The sequence below is a fragment of the Myroides oncorhynchi genome, assembly GCF_020905415.1.
Taxonomy (GTDB): domain Bacteria; phylum Bacteroidota; class Bacteroidia; order Flavobacteriales; family Flavobacteriaceae; genus Flavobacterium; species Flavobacterium oncorhynchi_A.
In genome coordinates, this window is the sequence record NZ_JAJJMP010000001.1 from 266,866 (window position 1) to 290,856 (window position 23,991).

General features: G+C 33.5%; 20 protein-coding genes. 11 read left to right on the plus strand and 9 right to left on the minus strand.

What is annotated here, in order from left to right:
* The first annotated feature begins 114 nt into the window (after positions 1-114).
* Positions 115-1,401, plus strand: a complete 1,287-nt coding sequence (locus LNQ81_RS00965) for a S28 family serine protease (RefSeq protein WP_229944290.1) — start codon at positions 115-117, stop codon at positions 1,399-1,401.
* 128 nt (positions 1,402-1,529) lie between these two features.
* Here the strand turns inward: LNQ81_RS00965 and LNQ81_RS00970 are convergent, their stop codons facing one another.
* The gene (locus LNQ81_RS00970) at positions 1,530-1,703 is read right to left on the minus strand and encodes a hypothetical protein (RefSeq protein WP_229944291.1); all 174 of its coding nucleotides are present in this window, start codon (positions 1,701-1,703) and stop codon (positions 1,530-1,532) included.
* A 528-nt stretch (positions 1,704-2,231) separates the two neighbouring features.
* On the opposite strand from LNQ81_RS00970, the gene LNQ81_RS00975 reads away from it, so the two are divergent.
* The 3 genes from LNQ81_RS00975 to LNQ81_RS00985 are packed head-to-tail and all read left to right on the plus strand — an operon-like array spanning position 2,232 to position 5,527.
* The gene (locus LNQ81_RS00975; protein ID WP_229944292.1) at positions 2,232-2,816 is read left to right on the plus strand and encodes a DUF4199 domain-containing protein; all 585 of its coding nucleotides are present in this window, start codon (positions 2,232-2,234) and stop codon (positions 2,814-2,816) included.
* Positions 2,817-2,820: 4 nt separating this feature from the next.
* Positions 2,821-3,777, plus strand: coding sequence for a glycosyltransferase family 2 protein (locus LNQ81_RS00980; RefSeq protein ID WP_229944293.1), 957 nt, complete (start codon positions 2,821-2,823; stop codon positions 3,775-3,777).
* A 22-nt stretch (positions 3,778-3,799) separates the two neighbouring features.
* On the plus strand, positions 3,800-5,527 hold the full coding sequence (locus LNQ81_RS00985) for a phospho-sugar mutase (RefSeq protein WP_229944294.1): 1,728 nt from the start codon (positions 3,800-3,802) through the stop codon (positions 5,525-5,527).
* Between the two features lie 82 nt (positions 5,528-5,609).
* On the opposite strand, the gene LNQ81_RS00990 is transcribed toward LNQ81_RS00985, so the two are convergent.
* The gene (locus LNQ81_RS00990; RefSeq protein ID WP_229944295.1) at positions 5,610-6,830 is read right to left on the minus strand and encodes an IS4 family transposase; all 1,221 of its coding nucleotides are present in this window, start codon (positions 6,828-6,830) and stop codon (positions 5,610-5,612) included.
* Between the two features lie 137 nt (positions 6,831-6,967).
* Between LNQ81_RS00990 and LNQ81_RS00995 the strand changes: the two genes are divergently transcribed.
* From LNQ81_RS00995 to LNQ81_RS01010, 4 genes are all read left to right on the plus strand, one after another.
* A complete protein-coding gene (locus tag LNQ81_RS00995; protein WP_229944296.1) occupies positions 6,968-8,800 on the plus strand; it encodes an ABC transporter ATP-binding protein in 1,833 nt (610 codons plus the stop codon).
* On the plus strand, positions 8,801-9,502 hold the full coding sequence (locus tag LNQ81_RS01000; protein ID WP_229944297.1) for a DUF2971 domain-containing protein: 702 nt from the start codon (positions 8,801-8,803) through the stop codon (positions 9,500-9,502).
* 7 nt (positions 9,503-9,509) lie between these two features.
* The gene (pncB, locus tag LNQ81_RS01005; protein ID WP_229944298.1) at positions 9,510-10,706 is read left to right on the plus strand and encodes a nicotinate phosphoribosyltransferase; all 1,197 of its coding nucleotides are present in this window, start codon (positions 9,510-9,512) and stop codon (positions 10,704-10,706) included.
* A gap of 88 nt (positions 10,707-10,794) precedes the next feature.
* Complete coding sequence (locus LNQ81_RS01010) at positions 10,795-11,214, plus strand: nucleoside-diphosphate kinase (protein ID WP_038984657.1); 420 nt, start codon at positions 10,795-10,797, stop codon at positions 11,212-11,214.
* Positions 11,215-11,292: 78 nt separating this feature from the next.
* Here LNQ81_RS01010 and glsA read toward each other — a convergent pair whose 3' ends face one another.
* From glsA to LNQ81_RS01025, 3 genes are read right to left on the minus strand one after another with little or no spacing between them, the layout of a single operon-like run.
* Entirely contained in the window at positions 11,293-12,318 is a 1,026-nt protein-coding gene (gene glsA / locus LNQ81_RS01015) for a glutaminase A (protein WP_229944299.1), read from the minus strand.
* An 11-nt stretch (positions 12,319-12,329) separates the two neighbouring features.
* On the minus strand, positions 12,330-13,361 hold the full coding sequence (locus tag LNQ81_RS01020; RefSeq protein WP_229944300.1) for an AMP-binding protein: 1,032 nt from the start codon (positions 13,359-13,361) through the stop codon (positions 12,330-12,332).
* An 11-nt stretch (positions 13,362-13,372) separates the two neighbouring features.
* The gene (locus tag LNQ81_RS01025; protein ID WP_229944301.1) at positions 13,373-14,278 is read right to left on the minus strand and encodes a CPBP family intramembrane glutamic endopeptidase; all 906 of its coding nucleotides are present in this window, start codon (positions 14,276-14,278) and stop codon (positions 13,373-13,375) included.
* Between the two features lie 42 nt (positions 14,279-14,320).
* Here LNQ81_RS01025 and arsC point away from each other — a divergent pair, with 42 nt between their 5' ends.
* Both arsC and LNQ81_RS01035 read left to right on the plus strand, forming a co-directional pair.
* Positions 14,321-14,662 carry an arsenate reductase (glutaredoxin) gene (gene arsC / locus LNQ81_RS01030; RefSeq protein WP_229944302.1) on the plus strand — a complete coding sequence of 114 codons (342 nt, stop codon included), beginning with the start codon at positions 14,321-14,323 and terminating at the stop codon, positions 14,660-14,662.
* An 83-nt stretch (positions 14,663-14,745) separates the two neighbouring features.
* Positions 14,746-17,223, plus strand: coding sequence for a TonB-dependent receptor (locus LNQ81_RS01035; protein WP_229944303.1), 2,478 nt, complete (start codon positions 14,746-14,748; stop codon positions 17,221-17,223).
* Between the two features lie 646 nt (positions 17,224-17,869).
* Here the strand turns inward: LNQ81_RS01035 and LNQ81_RS01040 are convergent.
* Complete coding sequence (locus tag LNQ81_RS01040; RefSeq protein WP_173835533.1) at positions 17,870-18,040, minus strand: hypothetical protein; 171 nt, start codon at positions 18,038-18,040, stop codon at positions 17,870-17,872.
* Positions 18,041-18,191: 151 nt separating this feature from the next.
* Here LNQ81_RS01040 and fumC point away from each other — a divergent pair, with 151 nt between their 5' ends.
* Positions 18,192-19,589: a class II fumarate hydratase gene (fumC, locus tag LNQ81_RS01045; RefSeq protein WP_229944304.1), complete on the plus strand. Its 1,398-nt coding sequence runs from the start codon at positions 18,192-18,194 to the stop codon at positions 19,587-19,589.
* 118 nt (positions 19,590-19,707) lie between these two features.
* On the opposite strand, the gene trpB is transcribed toward fumC, so the two are convergent.
* From trpB to LNQ81_RS01060, 3 genes are all read right to left on the minus strand, one after another.
* Positions 19,708-20,889, minus strand: coding sequence for a tryptophan synthase subunit beta (gene trpB / locus LNQ81_RS01050; RefSeq protein WP_229944305.1), 1,182 nt, complete (start codon positions 20,887-20,889; stop codon positions 19,708-19,710).
* A 287-nt stretch (positions 20,890-21,176) separates the two neighbouring features.
* Positions 21,177-21,824 (minus strand): peptidoglycan-binding protein LysM, encoded by a 648-nt coding sequence (locus tag LNQ81_RS01055; RefSeq protein ID WP_229944306.1) that lies wholly within the window; start codon positions 21,822-21,824, stop codon positions 21,177-21,179.
* A gap of 300 nt (positions 21,825-22,124) precedes the next feature.
* On the minus strand, positions 22,125-23,984 hold the full coding sequence (locus LNQ81_RS01060) for an ABC-F family ATP-binding cassette domain-containing protein (protein ID WP_229944307.1): 1,860 nt from the start codon (positions 23,982-23,984) through the stop codon (positions 22,125-22,127).
* Positions 23,985-23,991: the final 7 nt, after the last annotated feature.

Below are 23,991 nucleotides of genomic sequence, written 5' to 3' on the forward strand. Positions count from 1 at the left end.
CTTATTTTAATTCTAAAGTTAGCAAATATTTCGCATTTTAACACATTTATATTTTAGCGAACCATTAACAATTATATCTTTGAAAACACTAACCCATTTTTAGACCAAAAAACTATGTTTAAAAAATTTATCACACTTGTATTCTTATTGATTACAGTATTTGCAGTAGCACACCCTGATCAAAAAAAATTAGAACAGGCATTGTACAATCTAAAGAATGTAACATTCAAACAATTAGAATCTAAAGACGACGCTTATCTCCTTTATGAATTAAAAGTTAGACAACTCGTTGACCACACAGATCCTACTAAAGGGTACTTCTACCAGAAAGTACACTTCTACCACAGAGATTTTGACCACCCAATGATTATGGAAACGAACGGTTATGATCTTTATGTAAGGGCTAGTGAAATGGTAAATTACTTACAAAGTAACTACCTAAACATCGAGCACCGTTTCTTTGGTGAATCTATCCCTGAAGGGAAACCTTGGCAATTCTTAACGATGGAACAAGTGACCGCTGACCTACATGAAATCAATCTATTGTTTAAAGAAATTTATACCCAAAAATGGATTAGTACAGGAATCAGTAAAGGTGGACAGACAAGTATATACTATAAATACTTCTATCCTAATGATGTAGATGTTGCTATTCCTTATGTTGCTCCATTTAATCAAGCTTTAGAAGAGCCACGTATTTACCCTTTCTTAGAAAATGTAGGAGATAAAAAATGTAGAGCTCAAATTCATGATATTCAAGTAAAGTTATTTGAGAATAAAGCGCAAATAATCGAAAAACTAAAGTGGTATGCTAAAGGTGCTAGACTTACTTTTGACTATCTAGGTTCTATAGATAAAGCATTCGAATATGCCGTATTAGAATATAGTTTCGGCTTTTGGCAAAGTGGCCATCAGTGTGCTACTATTCCTAACACAAAAGATATAAATCTACTGACAGAACATTTTTTAAGTGTTAGTAACATTGATTTCTTTAGCGATCAAACGATCAAACGTTACGAATCACATTATTATCAATCTGGAACACAGTTAGGGTATTACGGATACGATATTACTCCCTTCAAAAAATACGTTAGCTTTAAAACTAACCCTCTAGCGACATTTATGCCTCAAGGAACTTCTTATGACAGCTTTAATGATGCTCTTATCCAAAAGGTAAAAACATGGCTAGAGAACGATGCCAATAACATCCTATATGTATATGGAGGTACAGATACATGGAGCGCTTCTATGGTAGTTCCAAGTGATAAAGTAAACTCTAAATCTTATGTCCTACCTAATAAAGACCACGGACAAGCTCGAGTGAAGAATATGACTCCAGAAATGAGAAACGAATTCTTTTCTACTCTAGAAAAAATGACAGGACTAAAACCTGTTAAGTAGCTCTAACTAAACATACTTAAAGCACCTCTTTCTATTGATTAGAAAGAGGTGCTTTTTTTATTTTAAAACTATGTACTTTTGACTATATACTTTCATCACAATTCTTTAATTTATACAACTCCTCAATTTTAATAGACGATTTTTTTAACAATGGGGTTATCTTTCCCAAATTCATTCAAATCAGTTATTATTTCCTCTTTATAGATTGAGACATTTACACTCTCCCACTTCCCCCTGTCTTTACTTTTATTAAACCCAGAATAATCACAGCACTCTTCCCTCCCTCCATAATCTCCTTCCATAATCTCAATACTCAGTTAGTCGTAGATTACCCATCAATACAAGAAACATTGCTCGACTAATATTTCTCAGTGCGAATATTTACGGCGAATACTCGAGCAACTCAGCATCTATATTTATTCATGTAGGGATTGAGAGGTGTTACAGAAAAACACTTAATTAACCAAAAAATACTAATAAACTACAAATCAATACATTAAAAATATTACAATTTAAAAAAAGGTATCATTTTTTTTAATCTTTTGTTCTTTTGGGCATAAAAGGAAGGAGTTTTGAAAAAAAGGAAGATCAGAATGGTTATTTTAATGCACTAAAAAGCCATAATCACACCAAAATAAAAAAAGACAAGTATATTTTTTTTGTAAATGGTGATTCACCCCCTGTGTTTCCTATTCACTACTTCTCAGTTACTCGCCTCCCCCCATTTTATACCATAACTATTCAAATATAAACTGTTAACAATATCAATGCGGATACTGTTCTTAAAGGGTTATTTTCTTATATTTGTAAATCATATTTATAGATTACCAATGAAAAACCAATTAAATAAAGTAGGTGTTACTTTCGGAATAATATTAGCAGTGTATTATCTATTGTTTAACTGTATCATATTCTTTACCGATAAAACATTATTCGCCAACACCTTCGCTGGTTTTTTCAATATCGGTATTATGGTTATTCTTGGTGTTGTAACAATCTATACTGCGCGAAAAAAAGCAGGTGGATACGTTACCTTTAGAGAAGCATTTACTCCCTACTTTATCGCAATAGTAATAGGAATAACAGCTAACTATCTTATATATAATATTTTATTTAACATAGTAGATCCTTCTGCTAAAGATGTACTAAACAACGCATTATATGACATGCTAGTGAAGACATTAGATGGCTCTGGATTACCCTTAGAGCAAATCAACGAACAACTAGAAAAAGCGAGAGAAATTCAACAGTTTGCTCCTAAATCTCAATTATTCTTATGGGCAGGTAGTATCTTGAGAAACTCAATATTAGGAATATTATTAGCTGCTATATTTAAAAACAAATCAGAGTTTACCCCATCTCACACAGAGATTAATCACGATGTAGACACTGACTTTAACAAAGATCACAAATAATTAAATGAATTTATCTATAGTAATCCCTCTGCTAAACGAAGCAGAATCTCTACCTGAACTTCACTCATGGATAACGAAAGTTATGCAGGAGAACAACTTTACCTATGAGGTTCTATTCATAGATGATGGTAGTAAAGATGATTCGTGGAAGATAATATCAGCGTTAAGCACAGAAAATCCAAATGTAAAAGGTATCCGATTTCAGCGCAATTTCGGTAAATCACAGGCACTACATGCTGGATTTGCTGAAGCGATGGGTAATGTCGTAATCACAATGGATGCGGACTTACAGGATAGTCCTGATGAGATTCCTGGATTATATCAGATGATTACAGCAGACGGATATGACATGGTATCTGGTTGGAAAAAGAAGAGATATGATTCTGTCATTTCTAAAAACCTTCCTTCTAAACTGTTTAACTGGGCAGCGCGTAAGACTTCTGGTGTACACCTAAACGATTTTAACTGTGGCCTAAAAGCATATAAAAACGAAGTCATAAAAAACATAGAAGTATCTGGTGAGATGCATCGCTACATCCCTGTCTTAGCTAAAAATGAAGGTTATGATAATATCGGTGAGAAAGTAGTACAACACCAAGCTCGTAAATATGGAACGACTAAGTTCGGTATGAGTAGATTCATCTACGGTTTTTTAGACCTAATCACGATATGGTTTTTATCTAAATTTGGCAAGCGACCTATGCATTTATTTGGTACCTTAGGGGTTATAACTTTTGGTATTGGATTTTGTGCTGCATTTTTTATTGGAGCGAGCAAATTATATAAGCTATATCACAATCTTCCTGCTATTCGAGTGACACAAGATGCGTGGTTTTACATATCATTAGTAACGATGATTATCGGAACACAATTATTCTTAGCTGGCTTCTTAGGCGAGTTAATACTAAAAACAAAGACAAACATTAGTAGATATAAAATCGCGGAACAACGCGGTTTTTAATCCACACTAAATATTCAATATTATGCAAGTAGAAAAAGAAATCTTAGCAAAAGCAGAGTTGTGGTTAAAAGAACCTTTCGACGCTGATACACAGGCTTCTGTTAAAAAAATGATGGATACTGATCCTGCAACTCTAAAAGATAGTTTTTATAAGAACTTAGAGTTCGGTACAGGTGGTATGCGTGGTATTATGGGAATAGGTACGAACCGTATCAACAAATATACTTTAGGTAAGAATACACAAGGTTTATCTAATTATATCAAAGAGTCATTCCCTAATCAAGAATGGAAAGTTGCTATTAATTTTGACTGTCGTCATAATAGTCAAGAGTTAGCAAAAGTAGTAGCTGATGTGTTTACCGCTAATGGTATTAAAGTTTACTTATTCGCTGAGATGCGTCCTACACCAGAACTGTCATTCGCAGTAAGACACTATGGATGTAATGCAGGTATTGTATTAACTGCTTCTCATAACCCTCCTGAATACAACGGATATAAAGTATACTGGAATGATGGTGGACAAATCGTACCTCCACATGATGCTGCAGTAATAGACGAAATAAACAGATTAACATATAACGAAGTAAACTTTAAAGGAGATGACAGTCTTATCACGTATGTAGGTGAAGAATTAGATGCTGCATTTATAACGTCTACTTTAGAAAATGCTAGCTTTGATACACCTGAGTCTGTAAAGGATCAATTAAAAATAGCCTATACATCTCTACATGGTACTTCTATCAAACTTATTCCGAGAGCATTCGAAGCTGCTGGATATAAGAATGTATTTATCGTTAAAGAACAAGCTGAACCAGATGGGGATTTCCCTACTGTAAAATCTCCTAACCCAGAAGAACCAGAGGCTTTGACTATGGCTCTTAAGTTAGCAGATAAGACTGGTGCTGATATCGTGATCGGTACTGACCCTGACTCTGACCGTATCGGTATCGCTGTGCGTGACCTAGAAGGTAATATGAGACTTCTGAATGGTAACCAGACTATGGTAATGATGACAGGATTCTTATTAGAACAATATAAACGCAACAGAGGATTTAAAGGAAATGAGTTTATCGGTTCGACTATCGTATCAACTCCTATGATGCTAGACCTAGCAGAAAGCTACGGTGTAGAATGCAAAGTAGGATTGACAGGATTCAAATGGATAGCTAAATTCATCAAAGAATGTCCAAACCAAAAATTTATTGGTGGTGGTGAAGAGAGTTTTGGATATATGGTAGGGGATGCTGTACGCGATAAGGATGCCGTTGCTTCTGCATTATTAGTATGTGAGATTGCTGCTGTGGCTAAAGCTGCTGGTAGTTCATTCTTCGCAGAGTTAATGAACCTATACATTGATAATAGATTTTATAAAGAACACCTAATATCATTAGTCAAAAAAGGTATCTCTGGCGCAGAAGAAATCAAGCAAATGATGGTAGAACTAAGACAAAACCCTCTTGCTGAGATTATCGGTCAAAGAGTAGTATGTGTAGAAGACTATCAATCAAGTGAGGCTAAAAACCTAATCACTAACGAGATTGAACCTATTCATGTACCTAAATCTAATGTACTAATATACTACTTAGAGGATGGAACGAAAATAGCTGCACGTCCTAGTGGTACTGAACCGAAAATTAAGTTTTACTTTAGTGTAAATGAGACACTAAACAACTTATCTGAAGTTGAGAAAACAGAGAAAGTTTTAGATCAAAAAATTCAAGCTATCATTGACGAAATGAAATTGAATTAAATGAATATATAAATTTTATCTTATATAAAAAGACTGGTAGTAATACTAGTAGTGGTCGGAAGAAATTCTGACCACTATTATTTTATATAATAGGTACTTTATTAGGATCTCCTCCTGTTAAAGCTACAATAAGAGCAATAATCAAGTTTTTAAGTTCCATATTAAATCTTCTTTTAGCTGTTTTATACCCTAAGTTATTGGCATGTTTATATATAAGTAATAGCATAGCAGCAATCAGTGTCATATATATCATGACTTGTGTTCCATTTTTATTAAGAGAAACTAAGTGAGCCGTATTAAGTTCTTGTTTTAAGAATCTAAAAAAAACTTCTATATCCCATCTTGATTTATAATAGTCTGCGACTTGAAAAGGTGTCATCTCAAAATCATTAGTCAAAAACCAAAATTCTTTTTGTTCACTACCTTTAGTTTTTACTACTACAAGTCTAAAATCTTGTTCTACCAATTCCTCTCTATAATAAGTTTTATCTGTTTTGCTAGTTATCTTTTTACCTATAAAAAGATTGACTCTAGCATCTTTGATAAGTGTATAATTATCAGATTCTTGTTGATTAATATCTGTCAATAAAGACTCTATCTCATTGAATTTTCTGTTTTGTTTAGATCTGATGATAAAAGGAATATTTTTAGATGTAAAATCTTGCATTGTCCTAGTAGATTGTAAGCCTCTGTCAATCACGTAAATATTATTGTGATTTTTATCCTTTTCTACATGTTTTAAAATAGCTTCAGGTAAAGCTAGTTCTTCAGAACTATAGCTTGATGTATTAAAGGTCTCTACTCCACATGGTAATATTCCATCAAATAAAGTACTGTATTTGATATGTTTTTTTCCAGTTTTATAATCTAACCCTTCTACAAGTTTTCCTGCAGTTTCTGAAACAAGGGTGCTATCTACACGAATTATATTATAACCTTCGGATTCTTTTTTTGAATAAATAGAAGAGAATTGTTCATAGATGTTCTCATATATTGTTTTAAAAAAATCACTATCAATTTTAGAAAAACGATCCGATATAGAACTACGTCTAACTTTTTCACTCTCATCTAAATCAAACAAAGCCTTTAAAATAGAGCCTTTAAAAGTATCTTCTAAACTACGTTGACTTAATCTATCATTCTCTAAAATAGAGTATAACAATAAATAAAACATCTTTTTACCATGTAAAACTTTAGCGTATTTATCTACTGAAGTAGTACTTGATAATTTTGTTAATAATGCTTCTGGTATAAATTGTAGAATTTGTCCAACGGTTATTTTATGGTCTTTAAATGTATTCATATACTTTACTTTCTTAAGCCAAATGTATACATTAACTTACGCTTTAAACAAAAAAAGTCGGAAGATTAATCTTCCGACCATGACTAGTAGTAATACCGGTCTTTTTTCTTTATTTTTGCTTTTTACATTTAATAAATATGAACGAATATTTCAAAAAGATAATTTACTTCGCTAAGCCATACAAGTCTTATGCATACCTAAATATATTTTTCAATATCTTATATGCTTTATTTAGCGCATTATCATTTGTAGCTCTAATTCCAATGCTACAAGTACTCTTTGACAATGGTAAAAAAGTAACAGAAAAACCTATTTTTACGGGAGGGATAACTGGACTAAAAGATTACTTTGAGGATTCTATGTCATTCTTTATTACGCAGTATTCTGGTGAACATGGTGCACAGAATACGCTAATGATTATGGCTTCTCTTATTATTTCTTTATTCCTGTTAAAGAATCTATTCAACTATTGGGCAATGTATTTTATTACATTCTTAAGAAATGGTGTTCTAAAAGACATCCGTAACGCAATGTATAAAAAGTCTTTAGAATTACCTCTTTCTTTTTTCTCTGAAAAAAGAAAAGGAGATATTATTTCGCGTATTACCTCAGATGTACTAGAAATACAACATTCATTTTTATCGATATTAGAAGTATTAGTAAGAGAGCCGTTAACTATTGTGTTCACAATTATAGCAATGTTTATGATCAGTACTGAGTTAACTATCTTCGTTTTTATCTTTGTACCTATATCTGGTTTTATCATCTCTAAAGTAGGAAAATCATTAAAAAAGAGTTCACAAAAAGCATCAGAAGAACAAGGGTATTTCTTATCTATTATAGAAGAGTCTTTATCAGGACTTAAAGTAATCAAGAGTTTTAATTCTGAAAAAACATTTAATGACAAGTTCCAAGATTCTACTTATTCTTTCTATGAACTAAATAATAAAATTCTTAATCGTCAGAACTTATCTTCTCCTTTAAGTGAATTTTTAGGTATCGTAACTATCGCTGTACTACTAGTATATGGAGGTCACTTAGTATTAGGTGAAGGCACTCTATCTAGTGCGTCTTTCATCGCATATATCGGTATGGCGTATAATATACTTACACCAGCAAAAGCGATGTCTAAAGCTTCATATTCACTTAAACGCGGAAATGCAGCTGCTGAACGTGTACTAGAAGTATTAGATGAAAAAAACCCTATTGTAAACAAAGAGAATGCTATAGATAAGGCTGACTTCGAGCAAGAAATTGTTGTAGATAATATCTCGTTTAAATACGAAGATGAGTATGTATTAAAAGACTTCTCACTTAGTGTCTCTAAAGGAAAAACAGTTGCTTTAGTAGGACAGTCAGGTAGTGGTAAGAGTACTATCGCTAATCTATTAACACGATTCTGGGATATCAATGAAGGTGTTATTAGAATAGATGGACAAGATATCAGAGATGTAAAACTAGAAGATTTAAGAGGTTTAATTGGTCTCGTTACACAAGACAGTATCTTATTTAATGATTCGATTAAAAACAATCTTAAATTAGGTAATCAGAATGCGACTGATCAACAAATAATAGAGGCTCTTAAAGTAGCGAATGCATACGAGTTCGTTCAAGATTTACCAAACGGTATCGATACTAATATCGGGGATGCTGGTAATAAACTATCTGGTGGTCAAAAACAACGTTTATCTATCGCACGCGCAGTACTTAAGAACCCTCCTATCATGGTATTAGATGAGGCAACTTCTGCCTTAGATACTGAAAGTGAAAAATTAGTACAGGTAGCATTAGATAATATGATGATGAATAGAACATCTATTGTGATTGCTCACCGATTATCAACAATACAGAAAGCGGACTTAATCGTCGTAATGCAAAAAGGAAAAATAGTAGAACAGGGTACTCACGAGGAGTTAATTCGACTTAATGGTACTTATACAAAATTAGTTTCACTACAATCGTTAGAATAAATGTATAAAGACAGTAAAAATATCACACTACCCGCTGATTCTGAAACTATCGTATGGAAATACTTAGACCTGTCTAAGTTCCTCGATTTACTACTGTCTAATAAACTATTTATGTCTCGATCAGACAAATTTGAAGATCAATATGAAGGTACCTTTAGCGAGCCTACATTTGAGGAAATAAAAAGAATCAGCAAAGACAATCCTGACTTCTTACATCACTATAAACAAAAGAGAAAAAATATGGTGATTAGTAGTTGGCATATAAATGAATGTGAATCATTCGCTATGTGGCAAATATTTACTAAAAACAAAGAAGGCATTGCTATTCAATCTACTTTAGGCCGCTTACAAAAAGCAGTAGAAGTAGAACCTAGAATAGAGCAATACATCGGTGAGGTAAACTACATTGATTATAAAAAAGAGTTTATTCCTTTCGATGATGAGTTTTTCCCTTTTCTCTTCAAAAGAAAAAGCTTTCAATATGAAAAAGAAGTTCGCATTATCTCTGATGTTACTCCTCTTGACATAGATGTTCACGAGGGGATTAAAATACATGTAGATGTAGAACAATTAATAGAAAAAATATATATTCACCCTAAGTCTGAGAACTGGTATAAAAACTTGGTACTAGAACTAATGCATAAGATGAACTTTAAATTTCATGTTGAAAAATCTGACTTAGAAAGTGATATTTTAATCTAAAAAAACTATGGAAACAGTAAATACCAACCAAGTAATCGTATCTATATTAGATAATGATTTCTATAAGTTTACGATGCAGTATGCTGCTATTAAACAATTTCCTTACGCTAAAGCGTCTTACATCTTTATCAATCGAGGTAAGCATAAATACCCACCAGGATTTGCAGAAGCACTGCGTGCTGCTGTAGATGAGATGGCTAAACTAAAGTTAACTAAGGCTGAGAAACTATTCTTAGAGAATACTTGTCCATACCTAGACCCTACATATTTAGATTTTCTACAAGGATATCACTATGATCCTTCAGAAATAGAGATATCACAAGACGGACCTGACTTAGAGGTACATATTAAAGGGTATTGGTACAGAACTATCTTATGGGAAGTTCCTCTAATGTCTCTAATCTGCGAGTTATACTATAAGATGAATAAGTCTGAAAGAGATTCTTCTGAGGAAGTAGTAGCTAATACACGCAAAAAAATAGAAAAATATAAAGAATTAGGTATTACTATTGCTGAATTTGGTACTAGAAGAAGACATTCTTATGCTGTACATCAACTAGTAGTAGATACTTTAAAAAAATATGGTGACGGTAGTTTCATTGGTACTAGTAATGTGCATTTGGCAATGAAATATCACACTAAGCCAATTGGTACACATGCTCATGAATGGTTTATGTTCCATGCTGCTAAATATGGCTTTAAAATGGCAAATTCAATGGGACTAGAACATTGGGTGGATACTTATAGAGGTGATTTAGGAATAGCTCTGACTGATACTTATACTAGCAAAGTGTTCTTTGAACAATTTGATAAGAAGTTTGCAAAACTATTCGATGGAGTAAGACACGATAGTGGTGATCCACTTGATTTCGCAGACCAAGTTATTGCTCATTACAAATCATTAAACATTGATCCTACTCAGAAGACAATTATCTTCTCTGACGGATTAAATCCTGATAAAGTAGAACGCATCGCGAAGCACTGCAAAGGAAAAATAGGGATGTCATTCGGTATCGGAACAGACTTTACTAATGATGTAGGTTTAGATGCTATGAATATCGTAATCAAAATGTCGCAGGCTCTACCTGAAGGGGGATACTGGACAGATGTAGTAAAACTATCTGATGAACCTAAAAAACATACAGGAACACCAGAAATGATAGAGTTAGCACAAAAATTACTCGATATTCCTATCTCTAAATAAAAGTAATTAAAAGTACGCTTTTTTATAAATATTATCACTTTTGTAATATTTAAAAGACTATTTTTGCAATAAATTAAATTTAAGAATAATGGCAACGAACAGAACTTTTACAATGATCAAACCTGATGCTGTAGAGGCAGGTAACATCGGTGGAATCATCAACATGATTACTGAAGGTGGATTTAAAATCGTTTCAATGAAGTTAACTCAATTAACTGTAAGAGACGCTCAAAAATTCTATGAAGTACACAGTGAAAGACCTTTCTACGGAGAATTAGTTGAATTCATGTCTAGAGGTCCAATCGTAGCAGCTATCTTAGAAAAAGATAACGCTGTAGAAGATTTTAGAAAATTAATCGGAGCTACTAACCCAGCTGATGCTGCTGAAGGTACTATCCGTAAAAGATATGCTAAATCTATCGGTGAAAATGCAGTACACGGATCTGACAGCGATGAGAACGCTGCTATCGAGTCTGCTTTCCACTTCTCAGGAAGAGAGCAATTCTAAGAATTAGCGACTAGATAATTCATAAAAAAGCCAACTGATTTCGGTTGGCTTTTTTTTATCACTTATTCTAATAATAGACTAAAACAAACTTAAGTTAAGTTCTTTTACTAAATCAAGTATCATATGATACCCTACTACAGAGTTTCCCTGTGCATCTAAACCAGGACTAAAAGTTCCAATACCTATCTTATTAGGCACAGAAACAACGATGCCTCCTCCAACTCCAGATTTGCTAGGTAATCCAACAGTACGTGCGTACTCTCCACTGAACTCATACATACCAGCGATTAACATCTGAGACTGTACCAATTTAGACATTTCTGAATTCTTATATTTAACATCGCCATCAAAGCGAGTACATTGATTAGCAAAGAAATAACCAATCTTAGCCAAGTCCTCTGCTGTAATCTCTATAGAACACTGTTTGAAGTAATTATCCAATCTATTTTCTTCTCCCTCAACTAGCCCATTATTCTTTAATAAATGGAAGATTCCTCTATTCCTATGCCCTGTTTCTCTCTCAGACATATATACTGAATGGCTGTATCCTATCGCTTCGTTTTTAGTAATATAACGAACCATACCTAATATCTTTTGAAAAGCTTCATCATTCTCTCTTCCTAATAACGCAGTAGTAAGTATAGCACCTGCATTCATTAACGGATTCAAAGGTTTACCTTTAGTTTCTAAATTTGCGTAATGATTAAATGGCTTATCTGTCCCATAATAACCCGCCTTAGAGAATACTTCTTTTTCTCCTAATTCTTCTACAGCAACCATCAATGCGATTACTTTAGAAATACTCTGAATGGTAAACTTCTGTGAAACATCGCCTACATTAATAACCTCTCCATTCTGCTTGACAACCGAAAAAGCTATAGCATTAGCATTCACCTTACTAAGTTCTGGAATATAATCAGCTACCTTTCCCTCACTTATATATGTTCTATTCTTATCTAAAATACGCGATAACATCTCACTTGTAATTAGATTAGTAGTATCACCACTTCTAATTATTTTCTTAGCATAAGCAGTTCCTCCAAAAGAAACTAAACAAGCTACAACCCAACTCAGGATAATGTTACTCACACTATTTTTCTTCATGTTATTAATGTTTATTGAATATTCTTCTTTCTAATTATTTTACCAGAGTCAGTCTCTACAAAGTTGTTTACAAACTGTATCTCTCTAGGTTTTTCGTACTTTTCCAATTCTAAAAACAGGTCAATTGGCAAATCATATTTTTCCGCCTCAATAACTAATACTAATTTATTCCCTAGATACTCATCTTCTTTACTTGCCACAAAGAAACGATAAGGAATTCTCTTTGCCAACTTTTCTTCTATCTGCTCTGGAAAAAGTTTAACCCCTCCACTATTAATAACATTATCTATCCTACCTAACCACACAAACTGTCGGTCATTGATTATTTCAACTAAGTCATTTGTAATTATTACATCAGGATTAATAGTAGGTGCAGAAATAACTAAACACCCTCTAGTATCACTGGTAATCACGATATGAGGTAGAACAGAGAACGCATTAGTTCCAACTAACTTAGCAGCTATATGAGTTATAGTTTCAGTCATTCCATAAGTTTCATACACTTGTGTATCTACTAATTGCAATTTTTCAATAAGAGTTTTATTCACTTTAGCACCGCCTATAATTAGTTTCTTAATATGAACTAATTCCTTTAATGAGTTCTCTACCTGCATTGGCACCATAGCTACAAAGTCATACTCTTCAGTACTTCCCAACAAAGGTCTAGCAGTTGGTTTCTTTACATCTAGCTTCCATCCTAATATCAGTGCCCTGATAAACATCAGCTTACCACCTACAAATTTTGCAGACATACAAAGTAATGCTGTATCGCCTACCTCTATATTAAAGAAACTTCCTGTAGCTTTAGCAGAGTACACCATCGCCTCTTTCTTTATCTGAATAACCTTAGGTGGCCCTGTAGTACCAGAGGTTGTAAAACTGACATAATCATCCGTATTAAACCATTGTATAATAAGGTTACCTAAATCTATTAAGTATTCTTCTGTTCCACTTACCCACGTATTAGATAGTTTTATTAACTCCTCAATAGAGTATCGCTTTCCATTTAGCCTAAAGCTTGGGTGTATATAATTTAATTCCATATTACTACTCATTAGACTACTTTACCAAATAACTGATGCTTCCAGTTCTTCCAACCATACTTTTTAGCGAAAATAATAATCACAATAGGCAATACTACACCTACTTGTATAATATACTCCCAAGGAGAAATAACAGTCTCCGAATTCACATTTGTAAAAATTGAATTGGTTTGAAAAGCAGTCCAATCAGACGTAACTAATAAGACACCTATCAAATTATTTGCTGCATGAAAGCCTAAAGCCAATTCTATACCATCATCCATTAAAGTGATAATACCTAAAAATAATCCTGTACCAACATAATAGATCATAATCACCATTCCTACCTTCTCAACTTCAGGATTAGCCAAATGCATTAACCCAAAAATAATAGATGTAGAAAATAAAGCAATCGCTCTGCTTCTCGTAGCAAGACCAATTCCTTGCATTAAATAAGCTCGCATAAAATATTCTTCAAAACTAGTTTGTAGGGGAATTAAAATAATCGCAAATAGAAAGAAAACAATAAAAGGTTTCCAATTAAATGATAAAACATAATCTTGAGGATTATCGATATAAGCATAAACAAAGAATACAATAATCACTAATCCCCATACTCCAAAAGAAAACATAAAACGACTCCAATCCACCTTATTCCTAGATGTAGTCAAGGATAGCAAACTTTGCTTATGAACAATTAACACCCAAACAATTAGAAAAAAAAGCATGAATACTAAAGGCCCTATCGTTATCAGAAAATTAATATTTTTACCATATTCTGCGATATTCATTTTTATGATTTCATTAGTAGATACGTCTGAATATCTTAAAGAAATCCAATTCAAAAACATAATTCCTAAAAAAAACAATGTAAAAGGTAAATAATACCATAGTTTTTGCTTTTTATTTATTCTCAGTAACTGTTCAATAATTCCCATATCTCAAAAAATGTACTATATTTGGTATAAAATTCCTTATTTATGATCACAATTTATCACAATCCACGTTGTAGCAAATCCCGCGAAAGTATCGCGTTTATGGAGGAGCAAGGTGTAGCTTACAAAATTATAAAATATTTGGATGCTGACCTTACTGAAACAGATGTAAAAACAATTCTTACAAAACTAAATTACAACCCAATTGATTTAGTTAGAACTAAAGATGCATTTTGGAAGGAAACTTTTGAAAGTAACACTTTAAGTGATGAGGAGATTATTCAAGCTATGGTGACGAATCCTAAGCTTATTGAAAGACCTATTGTTGTTAATGGTGGAAAAGCCGTTATCGCAAGACCTACAGAAAAAATTCACGAAATTCTGTAGATTAAATTAACAATTTATTAACTATTGTTTTTTAAACCTTCACCACAAATTATAGTCTAACTAGTATAAAACTAACGACTATAATGAAAAGATTAAAAACTACAAAAGTTCTCCTAATGCTGTTAACTCTTATGATTAGTATAACAGCATTAGCGCAGAACTCAAAAAAAAGTACCATATCTGGTACTGTAGTAGAAGCTGCTACAAATCTCCCTTTAGAATATGCTAGTGTATTTGCACAAAATGAAAACAATGCTAATATTGTTTCTGGTGGTATGACTGACTCTAAAGGACAATATTCCTTTGAAGTTCCTGACGGGACATACTTTATTAAAATCGAATTTCTAGGTTTTAAAACTATTGAATTACATAAAGTCTTAGTAAATGGCAATACCAATCTAGGTGTAAAAAAAATCACTGATGACAATCAGATGTTAGATGAAGTATTAGTAATTGCCGAAAAATCTACTGTTGATATTAAACTTGATAAAAAAGTATACAACGTAGGACAAGATATGATCGTTAAAGGAGGTACAGCTGGAGATGTATTAGATAATGTCCCTTCTGTCACTGTTGATAGCGAAGGTGCTGTTAGTCTACGAGGTAATGAGAATGTGAAAGTTCTTATTGATGGTAAACCTACAGGCCTTGCAAATAATATCCAGGAAGCCATGCGTATATTATCTGCTGAATCTATCGAAAAAGTAGAAGTTATCACTAATCCATCTGCTCGTTATGAAGCAGAAGGAGGGGCAGGTATAATCAATATCGTTCTAAAAAAAGGTAAAGCTCAAGGAATAAATGGTAACGTAACCGCTACTATGGGAGATCCTCGTAATTATAACTTAAATGGAAATGTAAATATTAGAGGAGAGAAATTCAACTTCTATACTACATTATCATATAGAGATACTAAAGTTAAAGGATATGGACTAAATAACAACCAATACCTTGATACTAAAGGTAATACTACACAATACATTAACGAGTATAAAGACAACAATAGATATAGACAGGGATACGATGGTACTTTCGGACTAGACTATTACCTTACTCCTTCTTTAACTTGGTCTAATAATGTAACTGTAAGAAGATCTAATGGATCATCTAATAATACTGTAGACTATCAATATTATACTGCTGCTAATGCATTAGACTATACTAGAGATAGACAAGAAAAAGGAAAAACTGACTACAACAGTGTTGAATATAGTACTTCATTCGAAAAGAAATTCAAAAAAGAAGATCATAAATTAACTGTAGAGGCAACTATCTCTGAGGACAAGAGTAATGATTTAGCAAATATCTCTGATATCAATGACCGTTTAAATACGATGAGATATGAGAGAACTACTAATAATGACAAGTATAAAAACGGATTAGTAAAAGTAGATTATACTCTACCAATAGGTAAAAATGGGAACTTAGAAGCTGGCTATTTAGGAACCTTTAAAACAACTAGAAATAACTTTAGCTTATCGAACTTAGATAATAATCAATGGATTACTAACACTAGAGTATCTAATGTATTAGAATACAAAGAACAAGTGAACGCATTCTATGCACAATATGGTGATAAGATAACAAGTAAACTGAATTATATGGTAGGTTTGCGCTGGGAGAAGAGTAATATTGATGTTAATCAGTTAGCGAGTAACGACTACAACAATAAGAAATATGACGATTTCTTCCCTAGTTTATTCATTAACTATGAAGTAAATGAATCTAGTAGCCTTAGCATCAGTTACAGTAAGCGTATTATGAGACCTAGAGGACACTTCCTTAATCCATTCTCTAATTATACGAGTGACATCAACTTCTTTCAAGGTAACCCTAATCTAAATCCTGCAAAAACAAATGCTTTTGATTTAGGATATCTTAAGAGATGGAGTGGATTTACATTAAGTGCTTCTGCGTACTTAAACAAAACAGACGATACCTTCCAATTCGTAAAAAGAATTGCAGGTACAAGTGTCAATGGTACACCTATCACTGTTAGCTCTCCTATTAACTTAGCTACAGAGTACAGATATGGTTTTGACTTCACATTAAACTACAGTCCATTCAAGTGGTGGAAACTTAATGGTAATTTTAATTTCTATAGATCAGAAACTAAAGGAGATTACACATTTACAGATTTTGATGGTACTAAGACGACAGAGAACTTCGACAAGAATACGTATGCTTGGTTCACTAGAATCACATCTAAGATCTCTTTACCTTACAAAATTGACTGGCAAGTGAACGGAATGTACAGAGCTCCTTATGATACAGCTCAAGGAAAATCAAAAGCAAACTTGTCAGCGAATACTTCTTTAAGTAAAGATATTCTAAAAGATAAAGCGACTATTACATTTAACGTAAGTGATATATTTGATTCTCGCAAAAGAGAAAGCGACACTTATCTACCTGAATCTATCTCACATAGTGAAATGCAATGGAGAGGTAGACAAATCAATTTATCTTTTACATACCGTTTTAACCAAACAAAAATGGATAGACAAAAACAGAAAAGAAATGGAACTACCGAGGGAGAAGGTAGTGAAATGGAAATGATGTAATAAAAAGAAACAACCTTTACTAAACTATTATATATTATTTATTTGTTTGGGGGATTATCACTAGATAGTCCCCTTTTTTTATGGAATTACAAATGATAAATAATATGAGTATCCAAATCAGACACTCCTAAACAAAAACTAAAAAAGTTTATTATAAGATTCAATGCAAAATAGGTAGAAATATAAGTAAAAGACAATTATTCAACCTAGAGCTAAATTAAGTTTAAACTCAGAATATACACTAGACAAATAAACGAAAAGCAATTATACAAAATAGGTCTGAATTAAATTCAAGCATACTATAGCATGGTTGTAGAGTTAATAAAAGAGCTATGAAGTGGAATTGCTTTGTAGTATTTGGCTAATGCGGAATCTGGGTTAAAGTAAACATTTTGACTCCTTATCTCTTATTACAGCCACTTCAATACTTCTTCAACATTACCTCAACATTGTTCTGCTATAAATTCTTTTTACTGAAGAATTCTTGCCCCACTCTTGAAGAGCTATTGTTTCAAATAAATTGCTTAGTCCCTAACTTTTAACATTGAGTTCTTAAAAGATTGTGAGCTTTTAGTTCATTATAAGCCAAAAAAAAGAGTCATAATACTCAATTATGACTCTTTATCTCTTAAACCAAATACTTGATCTAGTTCTCTTCTAATTGCTGTCTATTAGCTTTCTTCTCTTTTAATAATTCTCTAGCTCCACCTACTGCCCAGTAAGATGCGAAACCAACCAAGAATATTAAAAGCCAAAATGCCATGGTAATTACAGTCATGGCAACGATGAAACCTAAATACTGTTGAAATTCAAACATGTTTTCTCCGGATTAATTTTTGTATATACGCCGTAAATATACTCACTTTTATCTTTTCTACCTAACCACGTATAATTTTTAATCTTTCTTTAGAATCAAACTAAATAATTTACACTACCTTTAGCTTATAATCATTACAAATAAACATCATATGAACTATAGAATAGAAAAAGATACCATAGGTGAAGTAAAAGTTGCTCAAGACAAATACTGGGGGGCTCAAACAGAACGCTCTAAAAACAACTTTAAAATTGGTCCTGAGGCATCTATGCCACATGAAATTATAGAAGCATTTGCTTATCTAAAGAAAGCTGCTGCTTTTACAAATGCAGATCTGAATGCTTTAGCTCCCGAAAAAAGAGATTACATCGCTAAGGTTTGTGACGAAATACTAGAAGGCAAACTAGATGCTCACTTCCCTTTAGTTATTTGGCAGACGGGTTCTGGCACACAGTCTAATATGAATGTCAATGAAGTGATAGCAAATCGCGCACAGGTATTAGCAGGTTATCAAATAGGTGAAGGCGAACCTGTTCTAAAAGCCAATGATGACGTTAATAAATCACAATCATCTAATGACACCTACCCTACAGCTATGCATATTGCAGCTTATAAAGCAGTAATCAAATATACCATTCCAGGTGTAACAGCTTTAAGAAACACCTTAGATAAAAAAGCAAAAGACCTAAAAGATGTAGTAAAAATAGGGCGTACACACCTCATGGATGCAACACCATTAACCTTAGGACAAGAAATATCAGGTTATGTAGCACAACTTGACTATGGGCTTAAAGCTCTAAATAATACCCTACCTCATCTTGCAGAACTAGCTTTAGGGGGAACAGCAGTTGGTACAGGACTTAACACACCTAAAGGTTATGATGTTAAAGTAGCAGAGTACATTGCGAAGTTTACGGGTCTACCTTTCGTCACTGCGCCTAATAAATTCGAAGCTTTAGCTGCTCACGATGCTATAGTAGAAACACATGGTGCGTTAAAGCAACTTGCTGTGGCTTTATACAAAATAGCAAATGATATCCGCTTATTAGCTTCAGGACCTCGTTCAGGAATCGGAGAATTAATTATTCCTGCTAATGAACCAGGATCTTCTATTATGCCTGGTAAAGTAAACCCTACACAATGTGAAGCCCTTACTATGGTAGCAGCACAAGTACTAGGTAATGATACCACTATTTCCTTTGCTGGAACACAGGGTCACTTTGAGTTAAATGTATTTAAACCTGTGATGGCTGCTAATTTCCTACAATCAGCTAGGTTAATCGGTGAAGCGTGTATTTCATTTGACGAGCATTGTGCTCAGGGGATTGAAGCTAACGACAAACGCATCCAAGAATTATTAAACAACTCTTTAATGCTTGTAACTGCTTTAAATACAAAAATAGGATACTATAAAGCAGCAGAAATAGCACAAACAGCACATGCTAATGGTACTACGCTTAAAGAGGAAGCTGTAAGATTAGGGTATGTTACTCCTGAAGACTTTGACCTATGGGTTGATCCTAAGTTAATGATTGGTAATATTGACTAAGATAATATCTATTAGTCTAAGTAAAATAAAAAAGCCAATACATCATCATGTTGTATTGGCTTTTTAGTTTAAGAGATTAACTCTTCATTTTACTATATTAATATACATACTCACTAGATTAAAAGTTAAAGTAACTACGGTAGTTATCTAGGTCTTTATCTCCTCTTCCTGATAGATTGATCACTACAATATCCTCAGGTTTAAACTTGCGTTGTTCTAGCACAGCTAAAGCATGAGAACTCTCTATCGCAGGAATAATTCCTTCTACTTTACAAAGGGCTAGACCAGCATTCATAGCTTCATCATCTTTAATAGCATAAAACTCAGCTCTACCTAATTCCTTCATATGAGCATACAACGGTCCAAAACCAGGATAATCTAAACCTGCTGATACAGAGTAAGCTTCCATCGGCTCTCCATCTTCATCTTGCATAAATAATGTTTTACTACCGTGTAATACTCCTTCTTTACCTACAAACGAAGTAGCAGCTGTCTTTAGGCTATCAGCACCTTCTCCTCCGCCTTCAGCTACGATAAGCTTAACTTGTTCATCCTCTAAGAAATGATAAAAAGCACCTACTGCATTACTTCCTCCACCTACGCAGGCTACGATATAATCAGGTTCTTCTCGTCCCTCCTTTACTAACAACTGTTTTCTAATTTCTTTAGATATAATAGATTGAAACTTACTCACCATATCAGGGTAAGGATGTGGCCCTACAGCAGATCCTATAAGGTAAAAAGTATCATCAGGATTTTCTATCCAGTAAAGTAATGCCTCGTCTACAGCCTCTTTTAATGTTTTAGCACCTGATTCAGCAGGCCTTACCTCAGCACCTAACATTTTCATACGTGCTACATTAGGAGCTTGTCTCTCGATATCTAGTGCCCCCATATACACGATACATTCCATCCCCATTAATGCACATACAGTTGCTGTAGCCACTCCATGTTGTCCTGCACCAGTCTCTGCTACTATTTTACGCTTTCCTAATCGCTTAGCTAATAATATCTGACCGATTGTATTATTAATTTTATGCGCACCTGTATGACACAAATCCTCTCTTTTTAAATAGATCTTCGTATTATACTTTTGAGACAATCCTTTTGCAAAATACAAAGGTGTTGGGCGACCTACATAGTCTTCTAATAGTTGAACCATCTCTTGTTGAAAATCATCTTGCTCTATAATATGGATATACTCTCTTTGTAATTGACCTATGATAGGCGCTAACGCATCTGGGATAAATGCTCCACCATAATTCCCGTAATAACCGTCTTTGTTTACTTGATATTTCATTTTTCTCAATTGTTTATATTTTAGATTAGGCACAAAAAAAGAGGCTTGTCGTATGACAAGCCTCTTCTAGGTATTATATATTATTTCTCTTAATTCATATATACATAGCAAGGACTGCTCACGACATTCGACGTAAGTATACTCCACCACCAAGTATTTGTAAGAATTAAATTCATTTCGTTTCTCTACTTATTGAATTGCAAATGTAGAAACTTATTTTCAATAAACAATAAAAAAAAGGATACTATTAAAAAACAGTATCCTTTAAATCTTTCTTTTTTAAAGAGTTATAGCATAACTACAGCGTCTTTCTCTGCTGTAATCTCAGATACATCGTATCCGCTAAAACTTTTTAAGTATGTACGAATCGAAGTTCCGTAACCATCTTTAAATCCTTCTGAACCGTTACTGTTCAAAAATTTCTTTACTGAACCAGCACCACCTAAGTGAGCCGCAGCTAAGATTCCTGATTCTGTGATAACAATCCCTCCGATGCGTTTACCATCAAATCTTTCAATCTCTTTTCTCAAGATCCACTTGTTTTTTGAAACTAATGCGTCGAAAGCTTTTTCTTGCATTAATGGATCGTGCAAAAAATTAGTCGTATCCGTTACGCCTATTGAACGTAATGCCACTTTACCAAACTGGTATTTGCCCATATAACCGTATGAATTAACTATTCTGTATAATCCGTACGATTCACGTACTGCCAATGCCTGTTTAAAACCGACATAAGTCTTTCCGATAAATGGCATTGCTAAAAACTCTGTAGACTCTCCCATGCCTGCTTGGCTCTCTGGAAACTCATACGATAATGGACCTTCTGGGACTATTTTATACTCCTCTAAAAGCATAGTTTCATACTGTTTAAAACCTGAAACTACTCCACCTGTTAATAGGACAATACCAATAAAAAAAGAACATTTTTTTCTCATTAAAACTAATTTCTCAAGCCCTGTCACCACTTGAAATTTCTGAAGGCAAAGATACTTCATTTTTCAAAACCTCCTATTTTTTTAATATCACTTTTCAAACTTTAACAACAAAAACAAACACAACACATTAAAAACCAAGTAATTAAAAATAAAAAGATTAACAAAAATAAACTTGCTAAAAACATAATTAAATCCTAAATTAAAGGAGTTACAACTAGTAAAAACGCTAAACTGAACAAAAAAAAGGTGTAATATCTCTCGATATTACACCTTCTTATTTTTGTTAGAAAAAGGTGTTTTTTACCCTTCCATCTTAGAAGAAAGTTCAAACCATTTTTCTTCTTTATCTTCAAGGTCTCTTAACACTTTCTGAAGCTCATTTGCCTTCGTCTCTACTTGTTGATCTCCTACTTTCCCATCAGAAAAAAGCTTTTCTATCTCTATCTTCTTTTGTTCGAGGTTAGCAATTTCTCTTTCTAGTTTTTGAAACTCCTTTTGCTCTTGAAAAGTCAATCCTTTCTTCACTTGATTATCTTTCCAATTCACCTTTTCTTTAGGTGTATCATCTTTTACTGGTTCAGCACTATCTTCGTATGTTCTAAAGTCAGAATAGTTTCCTGGAAAATCTTCTATTACTCCCTCTCCTCTAAACACAAACAAGTGATCTACGATCTTATCCATAAAGTATCTATCGTGAGATACTACTACTAAACACCCTGGATAATCAAGTAAGAAACTCTCTAATACGTTTAACGTAACAATGTCTAAGTCATTCGTAGGCTCATCCAGAATCAAGAAGTTAGGGTTCTGTATAAGTACAGTACATAAATAAAGACGTTTAAGCTCTCCTCCACTTAGTTTCTCTACATAATCATATTGTTTTTTTCTATCAAATAAGAAACGCTCTAAAAGCTGTCCTGCAGAGATCATTCTACCTTTCGCTAGTGGAATCTGCTCTCCATACTCTTTAATGACTTCGATTACCTTCTGTCCTGGCTTTACTTGGATACCACTCTGTGTATAGTACCCTATCTTTATTGTCTCTCCTACTACTACCTTACCTGCATCTGGTTCTAATCCTTGTGTAAGCATATTCAAGAAAGTAGACTTACCACTACCATTCTTACCGATGATACCGATACGCTCGCCTTTATTAAAGTTATAGCTATAGTCCTCAAGAATAACTTTATCTTTAAATTTCTTATGAAGCTTATGAAGCTCGATAATCTTACTACCGATACGCTCCATATTAATCTCTAACTCTACTTGATGCTCATGTCTTCGGCTACTCGCCTTTTCCTTAATCACATAGAAGTCATCTATACGAGATTTAGACTTAGTCGTACGCGCTTTTGGCTGTCTTCTCATCCAAGACAATTCTTTAACGAATAAGTTCTGAGCTTTATCTATACTTGCATTCTCTATTGCTAGACGCTCCTCTTTCTTTTCTAAGTAATAAGAGTAGTTTCCTTTATACTGATAGATCTTACCATTATCTAACTCGATAATCTCGTTACACACACGCTCTAAGAAGAAACGGTCGTGTGTCACCATAAACAAAGTAATATTCTCCTTAGCAAAGTAATTCTCTAACCATTCGATCATCTCTAGATCCAAGTGGTTAGTTGGCTCATCTAGAATTAATAAATCAGGTCTATTAATCAAGATAATAGCTAAGGCTAATCGTTTCTTTTGCCCTCCAGATAAAGACTTTACTTTTAACTTTAAGTCTTCTAACTTCAGCTTAAACAAGATTTGCTTATATTGTGTCTCAAAATCCCAAGCGTTATGAGCATCCATCTTCTCGAATGCCTTTTGGTATGCATCAGCATCTTCAGGATTCTCTAAAGCTTTCTCATAATCTTCTATAATCTTTAAAGTTTCATTATCTGAAGCGAATATACTCTCCTCTATCGTTAACTCATCTTGTAGATTAGGTTCTTGAGATAAGAATGCCATGCGTATTCCCTTGCGTATAACTACTTGTCCTGAGTCAGGAAAATCTTCACCTGTGATGATACGCAATATAGTTGTCTTACCCGATCCATTCTTAGCGATAAATGCTATTTTCTGATCTTTATTAATTCCAAAAGAAATGTCTTCGAACAACGTTCTTGCTCCAAAAGACTTCATTATATTTTCTACTGATAAATAGTTCACTATCTTT

Coding starts and splice junctions, on each gene's coding strand:
- LNQ81_RS00985 (WP_229944294.1), top strand. CDS start 3,800: ATGCAAGTAGAAAAAGAAATCTTAGCAAAAGCAGAGTTGTGGTTAAAA.
- LNQ81_RS01035 (WP_229944303.1), top strand. CDS start 14,746: ATGAAAAGATTAAAAACTACAAAAGTTCTCCTAATGCTGTTAACTCTT.
- LNQ81_RS01000 (WP_229944297.1), top strand. CDS start 8,801: ATGTATAAAGACAGTAAAAATATCACACTACCCGCTGATTCTGAAACT.
- LNQ81_RS01040 (WP_173835533.1), bottom strand. CDS start 18,040: ATGTTTGAATTTCAACAGTATTTAGGTTTCATCGTTGCCATGACTGTA.
- LNQ81_RS00980 (WP_229944293.1), top strand. CDS start 2,821: ATGAATTTATCTATAGTAATCCCTCTGCTAAACGAAGCAGAATCTCTA.
- trpB (WP_229944305.1), bottom strand. CDS start 20,889: ATGAAATATCAAGTAAACAAAGACGGTTATTACGGGAATTATGGTGGA.
- LNQ81_RS00975 (WP_229944292.1), top strand. CDS start 2,232: ATGAAAAACCAATTAAATAAAGTAGGTGTTACTTTCGGAATAATATTA.
- glsA (WP_229944299.1), bottom strand. CDS start 12,318: ATGAAGAAAAATAGTGTGAGTAACATTATCCTGAGTTGGGTTGTAGCT.
- LNQ81_RS01010 (WP_038984657.1), top strand. CDS start 10,795: ATGGCAACGAACAGAACTTTTACAATGATCAAACCTGATGCTGTAGAG.
- LNQ81_RS01020 (WP_229944300.1), bottom strand. CDS start 13,361: ATGGAATTAAATTATATACACCCAAGCTTTAGGCTAAATGGAAAGCGA.
- LNQ81_RS00995 (WP_229944296.1), top strand. CDS start 6,968: ATGAACGAATATTTCAAAAAGATAATTTACTTCGCTAAGCCATACAAG.
- LNQ81_RS01025 (WP_229944301.1), bottom strand. CDS start 14,278: ATGGGAATTATTGAACAGTTACTGAGAATAAATAAAAAGCAAAAACTA.
- LNQ81_RS01055 (WP_229944306.1), bottom strand. CDS start 21,824: ATGAGAAAAAAATGTTCTTTTTTTATTGGTATTGTCCTATTAACAGGT.
- LNQ81_RS00970 (WP_229944291.1), bottom strand. CDS start 1,703: ATGGAAGGAGATTATGGAGGGAGGGAAGAGTGCTGTGATTATTCTGGG.
- arsC (WP_229944302.1), top strand. CDS start 14,321: ATGATCACAATTTATCACAATCCACGTTGTAGCAAATCCCGCGAAAGT.
- fumC (WP_229944304.1), top strand. CDS start 18,192: ATGAACTATAGAATAGAAAAAGATACCATAGGTGAAGTAAAAGTTGCT.
- LNQ81_RS00990 (WP_229944295.1), bottom strand. CDS start 6,830: ATGAATACATTTAAAGACCATAAAATAACCGTTGGACAAATTCTACAA.
- LNQ81_RS00965 (WP_229944290.1), top strand. CDS start 115: ATGTTTAAAAAATTTATCACACTTGTATTCTTATTGATTACAGTATTT.
- pncB (WP_229944298.1), top strand. CDS start 9,510: ATGGAAACAGTAAATACCAACCAAGTAATCGTATCTATATTAGATAAT.